Source organism: Bradyrhizobium rifense (assembly GCF_008123425.1).
In the GTDB taxonomy this organism is placed as follows: Bacteria; Pseudomonadota; Alphaproteobacteria; order Rhizobiales; family Xanthobacteraceae; genus Bradyrhizobium; species Bradyrhizobium rifense.
In genome coordinates, this window is sequence record NZ_VSSS01000031.1 from 98,579 (window position 1) to 117,764 (window position 19,186).

General features: G+C 64.0%; 18 protein-coding genes. 16 read left to right on the forward strand and 2 right to left on the reverse strand.

What is annotated here, in order from left to right; translation table 11 throughout:
* Positions 1-40: 40 nt before the first annotated feature.
* The gene (locus FXB40_RS20825) at positions 41-814 is read right to left on the reverse strand and encodes a Crp/Fnr family transcriptional regulator (protein ID WP_148774046.1); all 774 of its coding nucleotides are present in this window, start codon (positions 812-814) and stop codon (positions 41-43) included.
* Between the two features lie 186 nt (positions 815-1,000).
* Positions 1,001-1,303 (reverse strand): gamma-butyrobetaine hydroxylase-like domain-containing protein, encoded by a 303-nt coding sequence (locus tag FXB40_RS20830; protein ID WP_148774047.1) that lies wholly within the window; start codon positions 1,301-1,303, stop codon positions 1,001-1,003.
* Between the two features lie 159 nt (positions 1,304-1,462).
* On the opposite strand from FXB40_RS20830, the gene FXB40_RS20835 reads away from it, so the two are divergent.
* The 16 genes from FXB40_RS20835 (at position 1,463) to mmsB (ending at position 19,177) form a co-directional block, all read left to right on the forward strand.
* Positions 1,463-2,236: a ferredoxin--NADP reductase gene (locus FXB40_RS20835; protein WP_148774048.1), complete on the forward strand. Its 774-nt coding sequence runs from the start codon at positions 1,463-1,465 to the stop codon at positions 2,234-2,236.
* Positions 2,237-2,336: 100 nt separating this feature from the next.
* Positions 2,337-4,079, forward strand: a complete 1,743-nt coding sequence (locus FXB40_RS20840; RefSeq protein ID WP_148774049.1) for a fumarate reductase/succinate dehydrogenase flavoprotein subunit — start codon at positions 2,337-2,339, stop codon at positions 4,077-4,079.
* 31 nt (positions 4,080-4,110) lie between these two features.
* Positions 4,111-4,344: a 4Fe-4S dicluster domain-containing protein gene (locus tag FXB40_RS20845; protein WP_008141081.1), complete on the forward strand. Its 234-nt coding sequence runs from the start codon at positions 4,111-4,113 to the stop codon at positions 4,342-4,344.
* 2 nt (positions 4,345-4,346) lie between these two features.
* Positions 4,347-5,324, forward strand: coding sequence for a HEAT repeat domain-containing protein (locus tag FXB40_RS20850; protein ID WP_187437020.1), 978 nt, complete (start codon positions 4,347-4,349; stop codon positions 5,322-5,324).
* Between the two features lie 133 nt (positions 5,325-5,457).
* The gene (locus FXB40_RS20855) at positions 5,458-6,630 is read left to right on the forward strand and encodes a fumarylacetoacetate hydrolase family protein (RefSeq protein WP_148774051.1); all 1,173 of its coding nucleotides are present in this window, start codon (positions 5,458-5,460) and stop codon (positions 6,628-6,630) included.
* A gap of 327 nt (positions 6,631-6,957) precedes the next feature.
* Positions 6,958-7,923 carry a galactofuranose ABC transporter, galactofuranose-binding protein YtfQ gene (gene ytfQ / locus FXB40_RS20860; protein WP_148774052.1) on the forward strand — a complete coding sequence of 322 codons (966 nt, stop codon included), beginning with the start codon at positions 6,958-6,960 and terminating at the stop codon, positions 7,921-7,923.
* A 117-nt stretch (positions 7,924-8,040) separates the two neighbouring features.
* A complete protein-coding gene (locus FXB40_RS20865; protein ID WP_148774053.1) occupies positions 8,041-9,582 on the forward strand; it encodes a sugar ABC transporter ATP-binding protein in 1,542 nt (513 codons plus the stop codon).
* Entirely contained in the window at positions 9,579-10,571 is a 993-nt protein-coding gene (locus FXB40_RS20870) for an ABC transporter permease (RefSeq protein WP_148774054.1), read from the forward strand. The genes FXB40_RS20865 and FXB40_RS20870 overlap by 4 nt, the downstream gene beginning before the upstream one ends.
* Entirely contained in the window at positions 10,568-11,548 is a 981-nt protein-coding gene (yjfF, locus tag FXB40_RS20875; RefSeq protein ID WP_148774055.1) for a galactofuranose ABC transporter, permease protein YjfF, read from the forward strand. The genes FXB40_RS20870 and yjfF overlap by 4 nt, the downstream gene beginning before the upstream one ends.
* Positions 11,545-12,312: a FadR/GntR family transcriptional regulator gene (locus FXB40_RS20880; RefSeq protein ID WP_148774056.1), complete on the forward strand. Its 768-nt coding sequence runs from the start codon at positions 11,545-11,547 to the stop codon at positions 12,310-12,312. Before yjfF ends, FXB40_RS20880 begins: the two co-directional genes overlap by 4 nt.
* Before the next feature lie 2 nt (positions 12,313-12,314).
* Positions 12,315-13,241 (forward strand): Gfo/Idh/MocA family protein, encoded by a 927-nt coding sequence (locus FXB40_RS20885; protein WP_148774057.1) that lies wholly within the window; start codon positions 12,315-12,317, stop codon positions 13,239-13,241.
* Between the two features lie 2 nt (positions 13,242-13,243).
* Positions 13,244-14,320 (forward strand): aldose epimerase family protein, encoded by a 1,077-nt coding sequence (locus FXB40_RS20890; RefSeq protein WP_148774058.1) that lies wholly within the window; start codon positions 13,244-13,246, stop codon positions 14,318-14,320.
* Positions 14,320-15,198, forward strand: a complete 879-nt coding sequence (locus FXB40_RS20895; protein WP_187437025.1) for an SMP-30/gluconolactonase/LRE family protein — start codon at positions 14,320-14,322, stop codon at positions 15,196-15,198. The genes FXB40_RS20890 and FXB40_RS20895 overlap by 1 nt, the downstream gene beginning before the upstream one ends.
* A 72-nt stretch (positions 15,199-15,270) precedes the next feature.
* A complete protein-coding gene (gene chvE / locus FXB40_RS20900; RefSeq protein ID WP_148774060.1) occupies positions 15,271-16,344 on the forward strand; it encodes a multiple monosaccharide ABC transporter substrate-binding protein in 1,074 nt (357 codons plus the stop codon).
* A gap of 68 nt (positions 16,345-16,412) precedes the next feature.
* Positions 16,413-17,990, forward strand: a complete 1,578-nt coding sequence (gene mmsA / locus FXB40_RS20905; RefSeq protein WP_148774061.1) for a multiple monosaccharide ABC transporter ATP-binding protein — start codon at positions 16,413-16,415, stop codon at positions 17,988-17,990.
* Positions 17,987-19,177: a multiple monosaccharide ABC transporter permease gene (gene mmsB / locus FXB40_RS20910; RefSeq protein WP_148774062.1), complete on the forward strand. Its 1,191-nt coding sequence runs from the start codon at positions 17,987-17,989 to the stop codon at positions 19,175-19,177. The genes mmsA and mmsB overlap by 4 nt, the downstream gene beginning before the upstream one ends.
* Positions 19,178-19,186 lie beyond the last annotated feature (9 nt).

Sequence of the window (19,186 nt, forward strand, 5' to 3'; positions counted from 1 at the left end):
GCAGTCCTGCACTATAAAGCCGCTTGCCTGTGCATCGGCGTTAGTCGGCGCCTTGACCGCGCATCTCCTCCAGCACGTCCGGCCGGCAGACCACGATCTGCGAGCGCTTGGTGACGACGATTCCCTTCTCCTGCATGCGCTTCAGGCTGATCGTCACCCATTGCCTGGTGGCGCCGACCATGTGGGCGATGTCGGCGTGGGTGAAGGCAGCCGCGATCACGCGGCCGTCGGCATCCTCGACGCCGTAGAGCTCGACGAGATGCAGCAAGAGATGCGCAAGGCGCTGCGTGATCGAGCGCGTTCCCAGCATCTGGGCCAGCGCCGAATAGCATTTGCCCTTGAAGGTGAGGCCTTCAATGAGGCCAATCGCGAGGTTCGGGATCTCTACGGCTAGCGCGCGCAGTTCCTTCCCGGGCAGGTGCACCACACTGCAATTGCTGGATGCGACGCCCGACCACTGATGCACCGTGCCTTCGAACACTTCGGGCCCGCCGACGAAATTGCCGACATGCCAATAAGCGAGCGTGATCTCGCGCCCGAGCGGCGAGGTGTAGAACACGCGGATGCGGCCGCTCTCGATCAGCCAGATGCCGTCATGCTTGCCGCCCTGGCTGAACAGCGTCTGGCCACGGTTGAGTACTTTTCGCCGGCCCTGCTTCAGCACCAGTTCCCGCTCGCGCTGGGTGAGCTTGTCCATCAACGGCGGCGGGCCGCCGATCCATTGCTGGTTCTCGGTCAGCAGCAGCGAGGAGCTACCCGCAGGCCGGACTGCCGGGGGAACAGTCCCGCGCACCGCACTTGCCGCCTGCAACATCGTCTGCCTCCGGAACGTTCAAATCGTTCTAAAGAGGAGCAATGTCCGTGCCAGCTTTACTCCACTGTCGTCGCCCGGCTCGACCGGGCGACCCAGTATTCCAGAGACGTCAATGGGATACGGAGAGGCCGCGGCGTATTGGATTCCCCGCTTTCGCGAGGAATGACAGCGGAGTTTGTGGGATGCCTAACGCCCCGCCAAGCTCAACAAATATGGCTTCGGGTAAATCCCCCGATTATGTCCGTCCGAGAACGAGATGTTCAACCCATATCCGAGATCGCCGATCTCCGTAATCGCAATCGCCGGAAACGCTTCCGGAAAGCGGTCGTCGAACCGGGCGCGGGTGCAGTGGGCGCATTTGCAGGAGAGGCGGAGTTTTTCGGCGGGAACGCTGAGCGCATCGCCTTCGGTCGTGCGGACAAGGAGCGTCGAGAGGTCGGCGCTTACTTCGTAGTCGGTCACGGTCGGTGCCACCAGGGTTATGGTCATGACGAACCTCCGCTTCCTCTTTACGTCGACGCCGGCGCGCGCGGATAGCAACTAATTGCCGGCGAAATGTGAAACTAATCGACCGGGAATTTCACTTCCGCGTTGCCGGAGTCCCGTCTCTCCGAAACCTTGCGCGTCATCGAGGGCCAAGGAGAGACAATGAGCGCATTTCAGAAGGAAACGGTTTTGTCGGTCAGGCACTGGACCGACTCCTTGTTCAGCTTCACCGCGACGCGCGATCCCGGATTCCGTTTCCAGAACGGACAGTTCGCCATGATCGGGCTGGAGGTCGAGGGCAAGCCGTTGATGCGAGCCTACAGCATGGCGAGCGCCAATCACGAGGAGGCGCTCGAATTCTTCTCGATCAAGGTGCAGGACGGCCCGCTGACCTCGCGCCTGCAGAAGATCAGGGAAGGCGACATCATCCTGGTCGGCCGCAAGGCGACGGGCACTCTGATCACCGGTAATCTCATTCCGGGTAAGCGTCTTCTACTGCTCTCGACCGGCACGGGCCTCGCGCCGTTCGCGAGCCTGATCAAGGATCCCGACGTCTACGAGAATTACGAGACCATCGTGCTCGCCCATGGCTGTCGCCAGGTCTCCGAGCTCGCCTATGGCGAGCACCTCGTCGACGGCCTGCGCAATCACGAATTCTTCGGACCTCTGATCAGCGACAAGCTGGTCTACTACCCGACCGTCACCCGCGAGCCGTTCAGGAACCGCGGCCGCATCACCGATTTGATCGCCTCCAACCAGCTGTTCGACGACATTGGGCAACCCGGCCTCGATATCGAGACCGACCGCATCATGCTGTGCGGCAGCCCGGCGATGCTCGAGGAACTGCCTGCGATGTTCTCCGCGCGCGGCTTTGTCGAAGGCAATCACAGCCAGCCCGGCCATTTCGTGATCGAAAAGGCTTTTGTCGAGCGCTGACGCGCAAATCGCGGCCCGGCGACAACTAATTGCTATCGCCGGGACGCCCCCTGAACAAATCTGATGCAAAGGCGCCGGACCGGCGAACCAGGAGCAAGCGATGGCACTAGATCAGATCGTCGACGGACTTTCGGAGGTTTCCTGCGACGTGCTCGTGATCGGCGGCGGCACGGCCGGCCCGATGGCGGCGCTGAAGGCGAAGCTGAAGAACCCGAAGGCCAATGTCGTCCTGCTCGAAAAGGCCAACGTCAAGCGCTCCGGCGCGATCTCGATGGGCATGGACGGCCTGAACAACGCCGTCATCCCCGGCTATGCGACGCCGGAGCAGTACACCAAGGAAATCACCATCGCCAATGACGGTATCGTCGACCAGAAGGCGGTCTATAAATACGCCCAGAACTGCTACAAGATCATCGAAGAGCTGGACAGCTTCGGCATCCGTTTCCTGAAGAACGAGAACGGCGATTACGCCGTCAAGAAGGTGCACCACATCGGCACTTACGTGCTGCCGATGCCGAATGGCGAGACCGTGAAGAAGGCGCTGTACCGCCAGCTCCGACGCGCCCGCATCCTGATCTCCAACCGCTACATGGCGACGCGGCTGCTCAAATCGTCTGATGGCCGCATCGCCGGCGCGATCAGCGTCAACACCCGGACTGCCGCGATCCTCGTCATCAAGGCCAAGGCCGTGATCCTGTGCATGGGCGCCGCCGGCCGACTGGGTCTGCCGACCTCCGGCTACATGTTCGGCACCTACGAGAATGCCGCCAATTCCGGCGACGGCTATGCGATGGCCTACCACGCCGGCGCCGCGCTCGCGAACCTCGAATGCTACCAGATCAATCCACTGATCAAGGACTATAACGGCCCGGCCTGTGCCTATGTCGCCGGTCCCTTCGGCGCATTCACCGCCAACAACGAGGGATCGCGCTTCATCGAATGCGACTACTGGTCCGGCCAGATGATGCTGGAATTCTACAACGAGCTGTTGTCCGGCAAAGGCCCGGTGTTCCTCCAGCTCAAGCATCTTCATCCGAACACCATCGAGGAGATCGAATCGACGCTGCACAAGGTGGAGCGGCCGACGCGCGGCCTGTTCCAGCAGGGGCGCGGGGTCGATTACCGCAACGAGTCGATCGAGATGCACATCTCCGAGATCGGCTTCTGCTCCGGCCACAGCGCCTCCGGCGTGTTCGTCGACGACAATGCGCGCACCACCGTGCCCGGCCTATATGCCGCCGGCGACATGGCGAGCGTGCCGCACAACTACATGCTGGGCGCCTTCACCAACGGCTCGGTCGCCGGCATCGACGCGATGGAATTCGCCGACAGCCACGATTTTGCAGAGTTCGATGCGCAGGACGTGGCCAAGGAGCGCGATCGCGTGCTGGCGCCGACCAAGCGCGAAGACGGCATTCCGCCGAACCAGGTCGAGTACAAGACGCGCCGCCTGGTGAACGATTACCTCCAGCCGCCGAAGGTCACGCGCAAATATGAGCTCGGCATGCGCCGCCTCGCCGAGGCGCGCGAGGACATGCAGGAGCGCATGATCGCGCGCAACGCCCACGAATTGCTGCGCGCGCTCGAAGTGCAGTCGATCATGGATTGCGCCGACATGGCCGTGCATGCCTCGCTGTATCGCGAGGAGAGCCGCTGGGGCCTCTATCACTGGCGCACCGATTTCCCGGAGAAGGACAACGAGAACTGGTTCTGCCACACGCTGCTGTCGAAGCAGAACGGCAAGATGACCAGCGAGAAGCGTGCCGTGGAGCCCTATGTCGTGCCGATCGCCGACGACGAGAAGGACCTCTACGACAAGCAGCGCATCCGCGCCACCGCCTGATTCACCGCACCACAGCAACAGGAGACATCAAATGCCTCTCGCGTCCTATCAGACATCGGTTCCGGTGGTCGTCGACGATGCCAAATGCATTGCCGACAAGGGCTGCACCGTGTGCGTCGACGTCTGCCCGCTCGACGTGCTCCGCATCAGCGATATGACCGGCAAGGCCTACATGGCCTATGACGAGTGCTGGTACTGCATGCCCTGCGAGGCCGATTGCCCGACCGGCGCCGTTACCGTCAACATTCCCTATCTGTTGAGGTGAGCATGTCGAGCCCGTTCGAATCCTATGACGATCTCGAAGACGCCGACGAGCGGCTCCAGGCCGCGGATCCCGCCGAACGCCGCGTCGCCATTATTGCGCTCGGTCATTCCGGCGACCCCGCCGCGGTCGGCCATCTCGCCAACATGGTGGCCGATCCGGATGCCGGCGTGCGCCAGCAGGTCGCGATGGCGCTTGGCGAGTTCGACGGGCCGGAAACGGCAGGCGCGCTGGTGAAGCTGCTGGTCGACCCGGAACGGATCGTGGCATCGGCCGCGGCCGACAGCATGGCCGAGTTCAAGGATCCGGCTTGTGCAGAGATCATCCTGCCATTGGTCAAGCACGCCCACGCCTTCGTCCGCATGGGCGCGTTGCGCGCGCTGAAGGAGCTGCGCTGCAAGGACACGTTGAAGCCCGCGCTGGAAGCGCTGCAGGATTCCGATGCCGCCGTGCGCGTGCAGGCGATCGGCGTGATCGGCTTCCTGAAGTTGGAGGAATCCATTCCCGCGCTTACCGCGCTGATCAACGATCCCGATGCGCATGTCCGCCGTGCCGCGGTGAGCGCGCTGGCCTTTTCGCAGATGAAGCCCGCGGCTGAGACGATTACGCGAGCCTTGAAGGACGCCGACTGGATGGTCCGCGAGATGGCGGCGGAAACGCTCGGTCTCAACGTCAACGGTTCGATCGCCGCCGACCAGCTCGTCGGCGCGCTCACTGATGAGTTCTGGCAGGTGCGGCTGAAGGCGATCCGCAGCCTCGGCAAGATGAAGATCGAGCGCGCGGTGCGGCCGATCGGCAATTGCATCAACCACGATCAGGCGAATTTGCGCAAGGAAGCGGCCGCCGCGCTCGGCGAGATCGCCCATCCCGACGGAGAGGCGTTCCTGGCCGTCATCGCCGACGATGCCGATCCCGATGTCCGCAAGAACGCGCGCTGGGCGCTCCAGCAGATCGCGGCCCGCAAAGCGCGAGCAGGCACATAAAGGCACGGGCAGGGGCATAGCGGCTCATCGCTGCCGGTCTGGACTTCGCCCGCCAGACGTTTATTTGTCTTCGCCAACGTGATCGGCCGCTGATTGAACGCGGCCGATCCAAAAAACAGCGAGGACGCCGGCCATGACGACACTGTCCGTTAAAGACCTTCTCCCCGAGGATGGAACGAAGGGAACGCTGGTCGGCCGCGTCTGGCTGCCGCAGGTCAATGGCCCCGCCGTGGTCGCCGTGCGCAGCGACGGCGTCTTCGACGTCACCGCGAAATTTCCGACCGTCAGCGCGCTCTGCGAGGAAGACAATCCCGCCAATACGCTCGTCGCGACCAAGGGCGAGCGCATCGGCGATCTCGAAGCCATCGTCGCCAACACCACGCCGGATGGGCGCGATCCCAAGAAGCCCTGGCTGCTTGCGCCAGTCGATCTCCAGACCCTGAAGGCGGCCGGCGTCACCTTCGCCATCTCGATGCTGGAGCGCGTGATCGAGGAACGGGCCAAAGGCAATCCGGCTTCCGCTGAAGCGATCCGCACGGAAGTGACCCGGCTGATCGGCGACGATCTGTCAAAGCTGAAGCCGGGCTCGGACCAGGCGATGCATCTGAAGCAGGTGCTGATCGACCAGAACGCCTGGAGCCAATATCTCGAAGTCGGCATTGGTCCCGATGCCGAAGTCTTCACCAAGGCGCCGACCCTGTCCTCGGTCGGCACCGGCATGGACGCCGGGCTGCATCCGAAGTCGACCTGGAACAACCCCGAGCCCGAGCTGGTGCTGTTCGTCTCCAGCCGCGGCAAGATCGTCGGTGGCGCGCTCGGCAATGACGTGAATCTGCGTGACTTCGAGGGCCGCTCGGCTCTGCTCTTGTCGAAGGCCAAGGACAACAACGCCTCGTGCGCGATCGGACCGCTGCTGCGCCTGTTCGACGACACCTTCACGCTCGACGATGCGCGCAAGCTCGATATCAGCCTGAATGTGAAGGGCGCGGACGGTTTCGTGCTCGATGGCCATTCCTCGATCAGCATGATCAGCCGCGATCCGACCGATCTCGTCGCGCAGACCATCGGCAAGGTGCATCAATATCCTGATGGCTTCGTGCTGTTCCTCGGCACGATGTTCGCGCCGGTCAAGGATCGCGATGCGCCGGGGCAGGGGTTCACCCACAAGCGCGACGACATCGTCACGATATCAGCACCTCAGCTCGGCAATCTCGTCAACCGCATGCGTACCAGCGACGAGTGCGAGCCCTGGACCTTCGGCATCGGCGCGCTGATGAAGAACCTGGCGCAGCGGAAGCTGATCTAGCGCTTCGTCTCGCCACGAGTCGATTTGGTCGACATACGCAGACTTCTATTCACGTCGTTGCGCTCGCAACGACGGGGAGGAGTTTGCGCGCCGCCGCACCCACAAAACCTCCTTCATCTCTGCGTTGCGTCGCGGAACAAAGTCGCGCTTGGCATGCCATCTGCGCGATCAGTCGGCATCCCTGCATCATTCGTCCTAATAGTCAGATAATATGACTATACTGATGTAAACTTCCGTGAAATAGTGCCTCCCGCCGCGTCAAAGGCCGGCCTGAGGGTGCCATGTTACCGAACGGCGCCCCGGACAACATTTTGGGAGACACGCCTGATGACCTTCAAAGCCCTTTTTGCGGCCAGCGCCACGGCCGCGTTATTGCTCGCGCTGCCGGCCAATGCGGCCGAGCTCACCGTCGGCTTCTCGCAGATCGGATCGGAATCCGGCTGGCGCGCGGCCGAGACGTCGGTCTCCAAGCAGGAGGCCACCAAGCGCAAGGTCAATCTCAAGATCGCCGATGCGCAGCAGAAGCAGGAGAACCAGATCAAGGCGATCCGCTCCTTCATCGCGCAGAATGTCGATGCGATCTTCCTCGCGCCCGTGGTCTCGACCGGTTGGGATTCGGTGCTGAAGGAAGCCAAGGAAGCCAAGATCCCGGTCGTGCTGCTCGACCGCGACATCGATCCGTCCGGCAAGGACCTTTATCTCACCGCCGTCACCTCCGACAGCGTGCATGAAGGCGCGGTCGCCGGCGAATGGCTGGCCAAGACCGTCGGCGACAAGGCCTGCAACGTCGTCGAATTGCAGGGCACGGTCGGCGCCAGCGTCGCCGCCAATCGCAAGAAGGGTTTTGACACCGCCATCGCCAAGCACGCCAATTTGAAGGTGGTGCGCAGCCAGACCGGCGACTTCACCCGCGCCAAGGGCAAGGAAGTCATGGAGAGCTTCATCAAGGCCGAAGGCGGCGGCAAGAACATCTGCGCTGTCTATGCCCACAACGACGACATGATGGTCGGCGCGATCCAGGCGATGAAGGAGGCCGGTCTCAAGCCGGGCAAGGACATCCTCACCGTCTCGATCGACGCGGTTCCTGATATCTTCAAGGCGATGGTGGCCGGCGAAGCTAACGCCACGGTGGAGCTGACGCCGAACATGGCGGGCCCGGCCTTCGATGCCGTTGCGGCGTTCAAGGAGAAGGGCACCGTTCCGCCGAAGTGGATCCAGACCGAATCCAGGCTGCTCACCGCCGCTGATGATCCGCAAAAGGAATACGACAGCAAGAAGGGCCTCGGTTACTGAGGCGGGCGCCTTGCCGGATCGCTCTTTGCGATCCGGCAACGCCCTTCGCATCCGCCGCACGAACGAATAGGCTGGGTGTCCGCAGCATAAGCGGGCGCCGGTGGGAGTGACGTCGTTATGGAGAATAGCCTTGATCCGGCTCCTTCCCTGTTGGAGGTGCGCGGGATCAGCAAGAGCTTCGGTGCGGTGCGCGCGTTGCAGGAGGTCGACTTCACGCTTCGGGCCGGCGAGATCCATGCGCTGCTCGGCGAGAACGGTGCCGGCAAGTCCACGCTGATCAAGGTCATCACCGGCGTGTTCCCGCGCGATGCCGGTGTCGTTCGTCTGGGCGGCGAAGAAGTTGCGCCGCGCTCGGCCAAGGCTGCACTGCAAGCCGGCATTGCCACCGTCTACCAAGAGGTCAACCTGCTGCCGAACCTGTCGGTGGCGCAGAATCTGTTTCTCGACCGCCAGCCGATGCGCTTCGGCATCGTGCGCGAAGGCGAAATGCGCCGCCGCGCCAAAGCGCTGCTAACTGAGTTCGGACTCGATATCGATGTCGCGGCGCCACTCGGCAATTATTCGATAGCCATACAACACGTCACCGCGATCGCGCGCGCCGTCGATCTTTCCGCCCGCGTGCTGATCCTGGACGAGCCGACCGCGAGCCTCGACCGTCATGAGGTCGAGATCCTGTTCGGCATCATGCGCCAGTTGGCCAGGCGCGGCATCGGCATCGTCTTCGTCAGTCATTTTCTCGACCAGGTCTACGAGATCTCCGATCGCATCACTGTGCTGCGTAACGGTCGCCTGGTCGGCGAGCGCGAGACCGCCTCGCTGCCGCGGCTCGAACTGATCCGGATGATGCTCGGCCGCGAGCTGGCCGAGACCACCGGCGCGCGAGCGGCGGCGAACGACCGTCCGCCGCGCGAGATCTGCGCGAGTTTCGAGAATTACGGCAAGGCCGGCTATGTCGCTCCGTTCAATCTCGAGCTGCGCCATGGCGAGGTCGTCGGCCTCGCTGGCCTCCTCGGCTCGGGCCGCACCGAGACGGCGCGGCTGGTGTTCAGCGCCGAGCGCGCCGATGGCGGGCAGGCGAAGGTGGAGGGCGCGTCCGTGCGGCTGCAGTCGCCGCGCGATGGCGTGCGCCACGGCTTTGGCTATTGCCCGGAGGAGCGCAAGACCGACGGCATCGTCGCCGAACTCACCGTGCGCGAGAACATCGTGCTGGCGCTTCAGGCCAAGCGCGGGCTGCATCGGCCGCTGTCGCGTCGCGAGCAGGACGAACTCGCGCGCCGTTACGTCAAGATGCTCGACATCCGCCCGCCCGATGCCGAACGGCCCGTCGGCCTGCTCTCCGGCGGCAATCAGCAAAAGGTTCTGCTGGCGCGCTGGCTCGCGACCGCGCCGCGATTGCTCGTGCTGGATGAACCCACGCGCGGTATCGATGTCGGCGCGCATGCCGAGATCATCCGCCTGATCCGCGAGCTCTGCGACGACGGGCTGGCGCTGCTCGTGATCTCCTCGGAGCTCGACGAGATCGTGACCTATTCCGACCGTGTGGTCGTGCTGCGCGATCGTGCCCATGTCGAGGAGCTCTCGGGCGAGGCCATCGACGTCACCAACATTCTCGCGGCCATCGCCGCTGATGGCGCGGCGATGCAAGAGGCCCGGGCATGACAGCGCTATTGCCGCGCCGCGGCCTTGCCCAGATCTTGGCTTTGATCGTTATCCTCGCGGTCGACCGCGTGGTGTCGCCGCAATTCTTCGATCTGCGCCTCCAGGACGGCCGGCTGTTCGGCAGCCTGATCGACGTGCTCAACCGCGGTACACCGGTGGCGCTGCTCTCGCTCGGCATGGTGCTGGTGATCGCGACGCGCGGCATCGATCTCTCCGTCGGAGCGGTGATGGCGATCTGCGGCGCGATCGCAGCTAGCCTCGCCGACAGTCATAGCCTGCCGGTGGTACTGGCGGCGGCGCTCGGTGCGGGGCTCGTCTGCGGATTGTGGAACGGCTTCCTCGTCGCCGTGCTTGGCATGCAGCCGATCGTGGCGACGCTGATCCTGATGGTCGCCGGTCGCGGCATCGCCCAGCTCATCACCGAAGGTCGCATCGTGACCTTCAGCTCGCCGGATCTGGTCTGGCTCGGCAACGGCGCCATTCTCGGCGTGCCGGTGCCGATCGAGATTGCGCTCGGCATGCTGATCCTGACCGGCGCGGTGGTGCGCGGCTCGGCGCTCGGACTCCTGATCGAGGCGACCGGCGGCAATGCGCGGGCGAGCGAACTTGCCGGCGTCGGCACGCGCGCGATGATTTTGGCGGTCTATGTCTGGTGCGGCGTCTGCGCCGCGCTCGCCGGCGTGATCGCCGCGGCCGACATCATGGGCGCGGATGCCAACAATGCCGGCCTCTGGCTAGAGCTCGACGCCATCCTCGCGGTGGTGATCGGCGGCACCTCGCTGTTCGGCGGCCGCTTCAGCCTTGTCCTGGCGGTGCTCGGTGCGCTGATCATCCAGACCATGAACACCGGCATTTTGCTGTCGGGCTATCCGCCGGAGTTCAATCTGCTGGTCAAGGCCGTGGTGGTGCTCGCGGTGCTCCTGCTACAATCGCCCAAACTGTCGGGCTTTGCCGGGATCATGGCGCGGCTGCGGAGGACGAAACCATGAAAGGCCTGCCGCCCGTCCTGATCACGGCCATCGTCCTCGTCGCAGGCTTCGCCCTCTGCGCGCTGCAGTTTCCCAACATCGCCTCGACCCGCGTGGTCGGCAATCTCCTCACCGACAATGCCTTCCTCGGCATCGTCGCGACCGGCATGACCTTCGTCATCATCTCCGGCGGCATCGATCTCTCGGTCGGCTCGGTGATCGGCTTCACCACCGTGTTCGTGGCGCTCGCGATCGAGCGCTGGGGCGTGCCGCCGCTGGTCGCTTTCGTCGCCATCCTCGCGCTCTCGGCGGCCTTTGGCGCCGCGATGGGCGCGATCATCCACGTCTTCGACCTGCCGCCCTTCATCGTGACGCTCGCCGGCATGTTCCTGGCGCGCGGTGCGAGCTTCCTGCTCTCGACGGAATCGGTGCCGATCACCGCGCCGGTCTATTCGACCGTGTCGGACTTCGCGCTGCGCATGCCCGGCGGCGGGCGGTTGACCGCAATCGCGATCATCATGCTCGCGATTGTGATCGGAGGCGTACTGCTGCTGCGTCTCACCCGGTTCGGTGCCAACGTCTATGCCCTTGGCGGGGGCCGGGCCACCGCAAGCCTGATGGGCGTGGCGGTCGGCAAGATGACGGTGAAGATCTACATGCTGTCGAGCCTGCTTGCGGGCATCGCCGGCATCGTGTTCTCCTTCTACACCAGTGCCGGCTATTCGCTCTCCGCCGTCGGCGTCGAACTCGATAGCATCGCGGCCGTGGTGATCGGTGGCACGCTGCTCACAGGCGGGCAGGGCTCGGTGATCGGCACCTTCCTCGGCGTTCTGATCCAGGGCATGATCCAGACCTACATCAATTTCGACGGAACGCTGTCGAGCTGGTGGACCAAGATCGCGACCGGCGTCCTGCTGTTCGCCTTCATCGCCCTGCAGCAGGGGCTGGTCGCACTGGCGCGACGGCCGGCGGCGAAACGCGCGGGAGCCGTCTCATGACCTCGCGCATCGTCGTCATCCCGACACGGCGGGCCCATTCCAACCACGCGGAGGTCGCCCGCTCAATTGGCGTCGACATCATCGCTAGCCGCTATGCCGAAGGGGCGCGGTTGCCGGGTGACGCCGAGCTGATCGCAATGTTCGGCGTGTCGCGGCCGGTGCTGCGCGAGAGTGTGAAGACGCTGGTCGCCAAGGGGCTTTTGACCACCAAGGCAAGGGTCGGCACCGTCGTGCGCGAGCGCGCCGCCTGGAACATGTTCGACGCCGACGTGCTGGCCTGGCATCTCGATGCCGGCATCGACAAGCGCTTTCTCGACGATCTCGCCGAGATCCGCCTCGCGGTCGAGCCGCGGGCCGCGGCGCTGGCGGCGGCGCAGCGGTCCGAGGAGGATATCGTGGAGCTCCGCCGCAGCATGGAACGGATGCGGCTCGAGGCCTCCGATTCCGTCGGCTTTGCCGATGCCGATCTCGCACTGCACGTTGCGGTGGCGCGGGCATCGGGTAATCTGTTCATGCGCTCGATCGGGCATGTGATCGAGGCTGCTTTGCGCGCCTCGTTCCTGCTCAGTGCCCCGGTCGAGCCGGAGGACCGTGACACCGTGCTGCTCTGGCATCAGAAGATCGTCGACGCGATCACGTCCGGCGATGCCGTGGCGGCGTCGGAGGCGATGGTCTATGTCATTCACAACGGCATGCGCCGCCATGAGGGCACCGAGATCGAGACGGCGCCCGGTTCGCTGCCGTCTGCGCAAAGTGGAGAATAAGCGTGACTGAACTTCGCATCGCCATCGTCGGCTTCGGCAAGATTGCGCGCGACCAGCATGTCGGCGCGATTGCCGCAGTGCCAGGCGCGATGCTCGCCGCAATTGCCAGCCGCAACGCGTCGCTGCCGGGCGTGCCGCATTTCGCGACCGTCGAGGAACTGCTGGAGAAGGGACCGCAGATCGACGCGGTGTCGCTCTGCACGCCGCCGCAGGTGCGTCGTGCCCAGGCCGCCGCGGCGCTCGCCGCCGGCAAGCACGTCATGCTGGAGAAGCCGCCCGGCATCGGCGTTGCCGAGCTCGATCCGTTGATCGCGATGGCGACGGAGGCAAAGCGCACCCTGTTTGCGACCTGGCATTCGCGCCATGCTCCCTCAGTTGAGCCTGCTCGCGAGTGGCTGGTTGCGCGCCGACTTAAATCGGTGCACATCAATTGGAAGGAAGACGTCCGCGTCTGGCATCCCGGCCAGGCTTGGATCTGGGAGCCGGGCGGGCTCGGCGTGTTCGACCCCGGCATCAACGCGCTGTCGATCCTGACCCGCATCCTGCCGAAGCCGGTGTTTGTCACCGCGGCTGAGCTTGCCTTTCCAGCCAATTGCCAGTCGCCGATTGCCGCCAATTTGACGCTGACTGATATCGACGGTCTGCCGATCACGGCCGAATTCGACTTCCGCCAGACTGGGCCGCAGAGCTGGGATATTCTGGTCGAAACCGACGAGGGCCGGATGACCTTGTCCCGCGGCGGCAGGATCATGGCGGTCGACGGCAAGGTTGTTGCCGACGCACCCGATGAGGAATATCGCGAGCTCTATCGGCACTTCGTCAAGCTCGCCGCGACCGGCGCGAGCGACGTCGATCTGGCACCGCTTCGTCTCGTTGCCGACGCTTTCCTGCTCGGCAAGCGCAACATCGTCGAACCGTTTGTGGACTAGACATGGCTGGCTCAAGAATAACAAAAGACGATTTTGGAACGCTGCCTGACGGACGCAAGGTCGAGCGCATCGTGCTGCGCGGGGAGGGCAGGTTTGAGGCTCGCATCATCACCCATGGCGCGGTGATCCAGGCACTGATCGCGCCGGACGCGAAGGGCGGTCATGACGACGTCGTGCTCGGCCATGATGCCTTTGACGGCTATCTCGCCGAACGGAAGTTTTTTGGCGCGACCGTCGGGCGCTACGCCAACCGCATCGCCAACGGGCAGTTCTCGCTCGATGGCGAGACTTTCCAGCTTCCCATCAACAATGGCCCGAATGCGCTGCATGGCGGCCTCGACGGCTTTGACCGCAAGCTTTGGGACATTGCCGAGCTCGACGACGGCGCCAGCCCTGCGGTCACGCTGACCTACACCAGCCCCCATGGCGAGGAGAATTATCCAGGCCAACTCGATGTGCGCCTGACCTATCGCGTTACCGGGCCGGCAGAGCTGTCGTTGACCATGGAGGCACGGACCGACCGTCCGACCATCGTCAACCTGACCAACCACAGCTTTTTCAATCTGGAAGGCGCGACCTCGGGCACGCCGACCCTGAACCACAAGCTGACGGTCAAGGCCGAGCATTTCCTGGCCATCGATCCCACGGCGATTCCGCTGCCGGAGCCGCCGCGCGCCGTGGCCGGCACGCCGTTCGATTTCCGTGAGGCCTGCGCCGTCGGCGCGCGCATTCGCGAAAGCGATCAGCAATTGCGCAACGGCAAGGGCTACGACCACACCTACTGTCTCGCGCGCGACGGCAAGCTCGCGCTCGCGGCCCGGCTGGAGGCGCCGCGCTCGGGTCGCACCATGGAGCTGTTGACCGATCAGCCCGGCTTGCAAGTCTATTCCGGCAACTATCTCGACGGCACGATCTCGGGCAAGGGCGGCAAGCTGATCCGGCAGTCGGACGCGTTGTGCCTGGAGCCGCACATGTGGCCCAATTCACCGAACCGGCCTGATTTCCCGAGCCCGCGCCTCGATCCCGGCGTCGTCTATCGGCATCACACCGTCTATCGCTTTGCCGTGAGAGCGCCATGATGGAAGAGGTGCCGACCTCCGTTCTCTCCGCCGAACACTGTCACCTCGGCGAAGGTCCGACCTATGATGTCACCACCGATACGGCGTGGTGGTTTGATATTCGCGAGGGACGCCTGTTCGAGGCGCATCTTGGTAGCGGCACGATCCGCATCCATGCGCTTGGCCGGATGGCGAGCGCGCTTGGGCGGATCGATGCCGAACACCAGCTGGTCGTTGCGGAAGATGGTTGCTACATCCGCAGCGTGGCCGACGGCGCGATGACGCTGTTCTGCCCGCTCGAGGCGGATAATCCCGCGACGCGCTCCAATGATTGCCGCGTGCATCAATCAGGCACGTTCTGGATCGGCACCATGGGGCGCAAGGCCGAGCGGGGGCTAGGGGCCATCTACGCGCTCCACCGCGGCAAGATCTCGACACTGTTTCCTGGCATCAGCATTCCCAACTCGATCTGCTTCTCGCCGGATGGCGCGATCGGTTATTTCACTGACACGGCGCGCGCCGTGCTCTATGCGGTGCCGCTCAACCCCGCCACCGGCCTGCCGCGCGGCGAGCCGGAGGTGCTGTTGCGCCACACCGGGATCGGCGGCCTCGACGGCTCGGTGTGCGACGCCGACGGGCAAATCTGGAACGCCTGCTGGGGCGCGGGCCGCGTCGATGTCTACTCGCCGCAAGGCGAGCGCCTGCGCTCGCTGCGCGTGCCGGCCAGGCAGGCGAGCTGCCCCGCGTTCGTCGGCGCCGATTTGTCTCACCTGCTTGTCACCTCGGCCTGGCAGGATATGGATGCCGAGGCGCGCGCCGCCGATCCGCAGGCCGGCTGCACCTTTCTGCTACAAGCCTCCGCGCGCGGTCGCGCGGAGCCCGATGTCAAGCTTGCATAGGAGATCCGAAGCCGACCTTTACCTCTGTTCTCGACGACACTAAGAAAGTCTGACACCCAAAGGGAGTGAAGCATGTTGAAATTGAAGACGACATTTCTCGCATTGGCGCTGGCCGGCGCCGCTACGATGGCCGCAGGCGTCACCGCCTCCGCGCAGGAGAAGGCGACCGTGGGCATCGCGATGCCGACGAAATCCTCGGCGCGCTGGATCGACGACGGCAACAACATGGTCAAGGTGCTGAAGGAACGCGGCTACAACACTGACCTCCAATATGCCGAGGACGACATTCCGAACCAGCTCTCGCAGATCGAGAATATGGTGACCAAGGGCGCGAAGGCGCTGGTGATCGCCGCGATCGACGGAACCACGCTATCCGACGTGCTCAAGCAGGCGAAAGCAAAAGGCATCACCGTGATCGCCTATGACCGCCTGATCCGCGGCACGCCGAATGTCGACTATTATGCGACCTTCGACAATTTCCAGGTCGGCGTGTTGCAGGCGGAATCGATCGAGAAGGGGCTTGGCCTCAAGGAAGGCAAGGGTCCGTTCAACATCGAGCTGTTCGGCGGCTCGCCCGACGACAACAACGCCTACTTCTTCTACAACGGCGCGATGAGCGTGCTGAAGCCCTATATCGACAGCGGCAAGCTCGTGGTCGCCTCCGGTCAGATGGGCATGGACAAGGTCGCGACCTTGCGCTGGGACGGCGCCACCGCCCAGGCCCGCATGGACAATCTGCTCAGTGCCTACTACGGCAACAAGAAGGTCAACGCGGTGCTGTCGCCCTATGACGGCCTCTCGATCGGCATCATCTCCTCGCTGAAGGGCGTGGGCTACGGCAGCGCCGATCAGCCGATGCCGATCATTTCGGGCCAGGATGCCGAAGTGCCCTCGATCAAGGCCATGCTGCGCGGCGATCAGTACTCGACCATCTTCAAGGACACCCGCGATCTCGCCAAGGTGACCGCCGACATGGTCGACGCCGCGCTGGCCGGCAAGCAGGTGACGGTCAACGACACCAAGACCTATGAGAACGGCGTCAAGACCATCCCGTCCTATCTCCTGAAGCCGGTCGTGGTGTACAAGGACAATTGGGAGAAGACCCTGGTCGAGAGCGGCTACTACAAGAAGGCGCAGTTCCAGTAAGACTCTCTCTCCTTTCCCTCTCCCCGCTTGCGGGGAGAGGGAACTAGCCGCGATCGAGGATGAAAATTATGACCGCCATGCTGGAGATGCGCAACGTCAGCAAGAGTTTTTCCGGTGTGCAGGCGCTGCGCGACGTCAACTTCTCGGTCGAGGCTGGCCAGATCCACGCCCTGGTCGGCGAGAACGGCGCCGGCAAATCGACGCTGATGAAGGTGCTGAGCGGCGTCTACCCGGCGGGCAGCTACGAAGGCACCATCGTCTTCGAAGGCGAGGAGCGCCGCTTCCGCGACATCAACGATTCCGAGGCGCTCGGCATCATCATCATCCACCAGGAGCTGGCGCTGATTCCGCTGATGTCGATCGCGGAAAACATTTTCCTGTCGCATCCGCCGTCGAAGTTCGGCGTGATCGATCGCGACGAGGTGTACAAGCGGACCCGCGAGCTGCTTGCGCAGGTCGGGCTGAAGGAATCGCCGGATACGCTGATCACCGATCTCGGCGTCGGCAAGCAGCAGCTGGTCGAGATCGCCAAGGCGCTGTCCAAGCGGGTGCGCATGCTGATCCTGGACGAACCAACTGCGAGCCTGAACGAGGCCGACAGCGCCGCCTTGCTGGAACGCCTGATGAAATTCCGCGAGCAAGGCATCGGCTCGATCCTGATCTCGCACAAGCTCAATGAGGTTGCCAAGGTCGCCGACCACATCACCGTGCTGCGCGACGGCCGCACCGTCGACGGCATCGACTGCCGGGCCGAGCCGATCCAGGAAGACCGCATCATCCGCAGCATGGTCAACCGCGATCTCGCCCATCGCTTCCCCGAGCGCAGCGCGAAGATCGGCGAGCCCGTGCTCGAGGTTTCGAACTGGTCGGTCTATCACCCCATCCACCCCGATCGGCAGGTGATCAAGAACGTCAAATTCGGCGTCAAGCGCGGCGAGGTGGTCGGCATCGCCGGGCTGATGGGCGCCGGCCGCACCGAGTTCGCCATGAGCCTGTTCGGCCGGTCCTGGGGCACCAATATCAGCGGTCGCATCGCCCTCGAAGGCCACGAGATCGCACTGACGAGCGTTGCCGCCGCGATCGACGCCGGCCTTGCCTATGTCACCGAGGACCGCAAGCAACTCGGACTGATCCTGGCCGACGACGTCCGCAAGAACATCACGCTGGCAAGCCTCAAGCAGGTCGCGCCGGGGCGGGTGATCGATGACATCGCCGAGCTGAAGGTCGCCAGCGATTACCGTAACCGCATGCGGATCCGCTGTTCCGACGTCTACCAGGAGACCAGCCAGCTCTCCGGCGGGAACCAGCAGAAGGTCGTGCTGTCAAAATGGCTGATGACCGACCCCAAGGTCCTGATCCTCGACGAGCCGACAAGGGGCATCGACGTCGGTGCCAAATACGAGATTTACTGTATCATCAACGAGCTTGCGGAAGCCGGCCGCGGCGTGGTGGTGATCTCCTCGGAGATGCCCGAGCTGCTCGGCATCTGCGACCGCATCTGCGTCATGAACGACGGCGCCTTCGTCGGCGAGTTCCCGGGCGCTGAGGCGACACAGGAAAAGATCATGCGTGCCATCATGCGCAACGAACGAAGCAATGGAAACGGCGCGGTCGAGGCCGCGGAGATGGGAGGATCGCAGCCATGACCGACAAGACGGTTTCGCTGCCCGAGGAGCGCCGGCACGGCAGCTTCATCAAGAACAACCTGCGCAACTACGGCATGTTGATGTCGCTGCTCGCGATCATGCTGTTTTTCCAGGTCATGACCGGCGGCACGCTGCTGCAGCCGCTCAACCTGACAAATCTGGTGCTGCAGAACAGCTACATCGTCATCATGGCGCTGGGCATGCTGCTGGTGATCGTCACCGGCCATATCGACCTGTCGGTCGGCTCGGTCGCGGGTTTCGTCGGTGCGGTCGCGGCTCTTCTCATGGTGACCTACAAGGTCGACTACACGCTCGCCTTTATCATCTGTCTCGCGGTCGGCGCGGCCATCGGCGCCGCGCAGGGCTATTGGGTCGCCTATTTCAAGATCCCGTCCTTCATCGTGACCCTGGCCGGCATGCTGGTGTTCAAGGGGCTTGCGCTCGCCGTGTTGCAGGGCCAGTCGCTCGGCCCGTTCCCGTCGACCTTCCAGAAGCTGTCGTCGGGCTTCATTCCGGAGCTGCTGCCCGAGGCCGGCACGCTGCATCCAACCTCCATGCTGATCGGCGCGGTGCTGGCGCTGGGACTGGTCTATGCCAGCGCCAAGAGCCGCACGCGGGAAGTTTCGCACGGTATCGAGGTCGAGCCCTACGCGTTCTTCCTCGGCAAGAGCATCGTGCTCGCCTGTGCGGTGCTGTACTTCACCTATCTGATCGCGACCTATCGCGGCCTGCCCAACGTGCTGGTCATCATGAGCGCGCTGATCGCGCTCTATGGCTTCGTCACCCGCCGCACCGTGATCGGCCGGCAGATCTATGCCGTTGGCGGCAATGCCAAGGCGGCAGGCCTGTCGGGCATCAAGACCGAGCGGCTGACCTTCTTCACCTTCGTCAACATGGGCGCGCTGGCCGCGCTCGCCGGCCTGGTTTTTGCGGCGCGCCTCAACACTGCGACCCCGAAAGCGGGCCTCGGCTTCGAGCTCGATGTCATCGCCGCCTGCTTCATCGGCGGAGCCTCGGCCTATGGCGGCGTCGGACGCGTCGGCGGCGCCGTGGTCGGCGCCATGATCATGGGCGTGATGAACAACGGCATGTCCATCCTCGGCATCGGCATCGACTATCAGCAGGTCATCAAGGGCCTGGTGCTGCTGGGTGCGGTGTGCATCGACGTGTACAACCAGCGACGGTAGCCACATCGG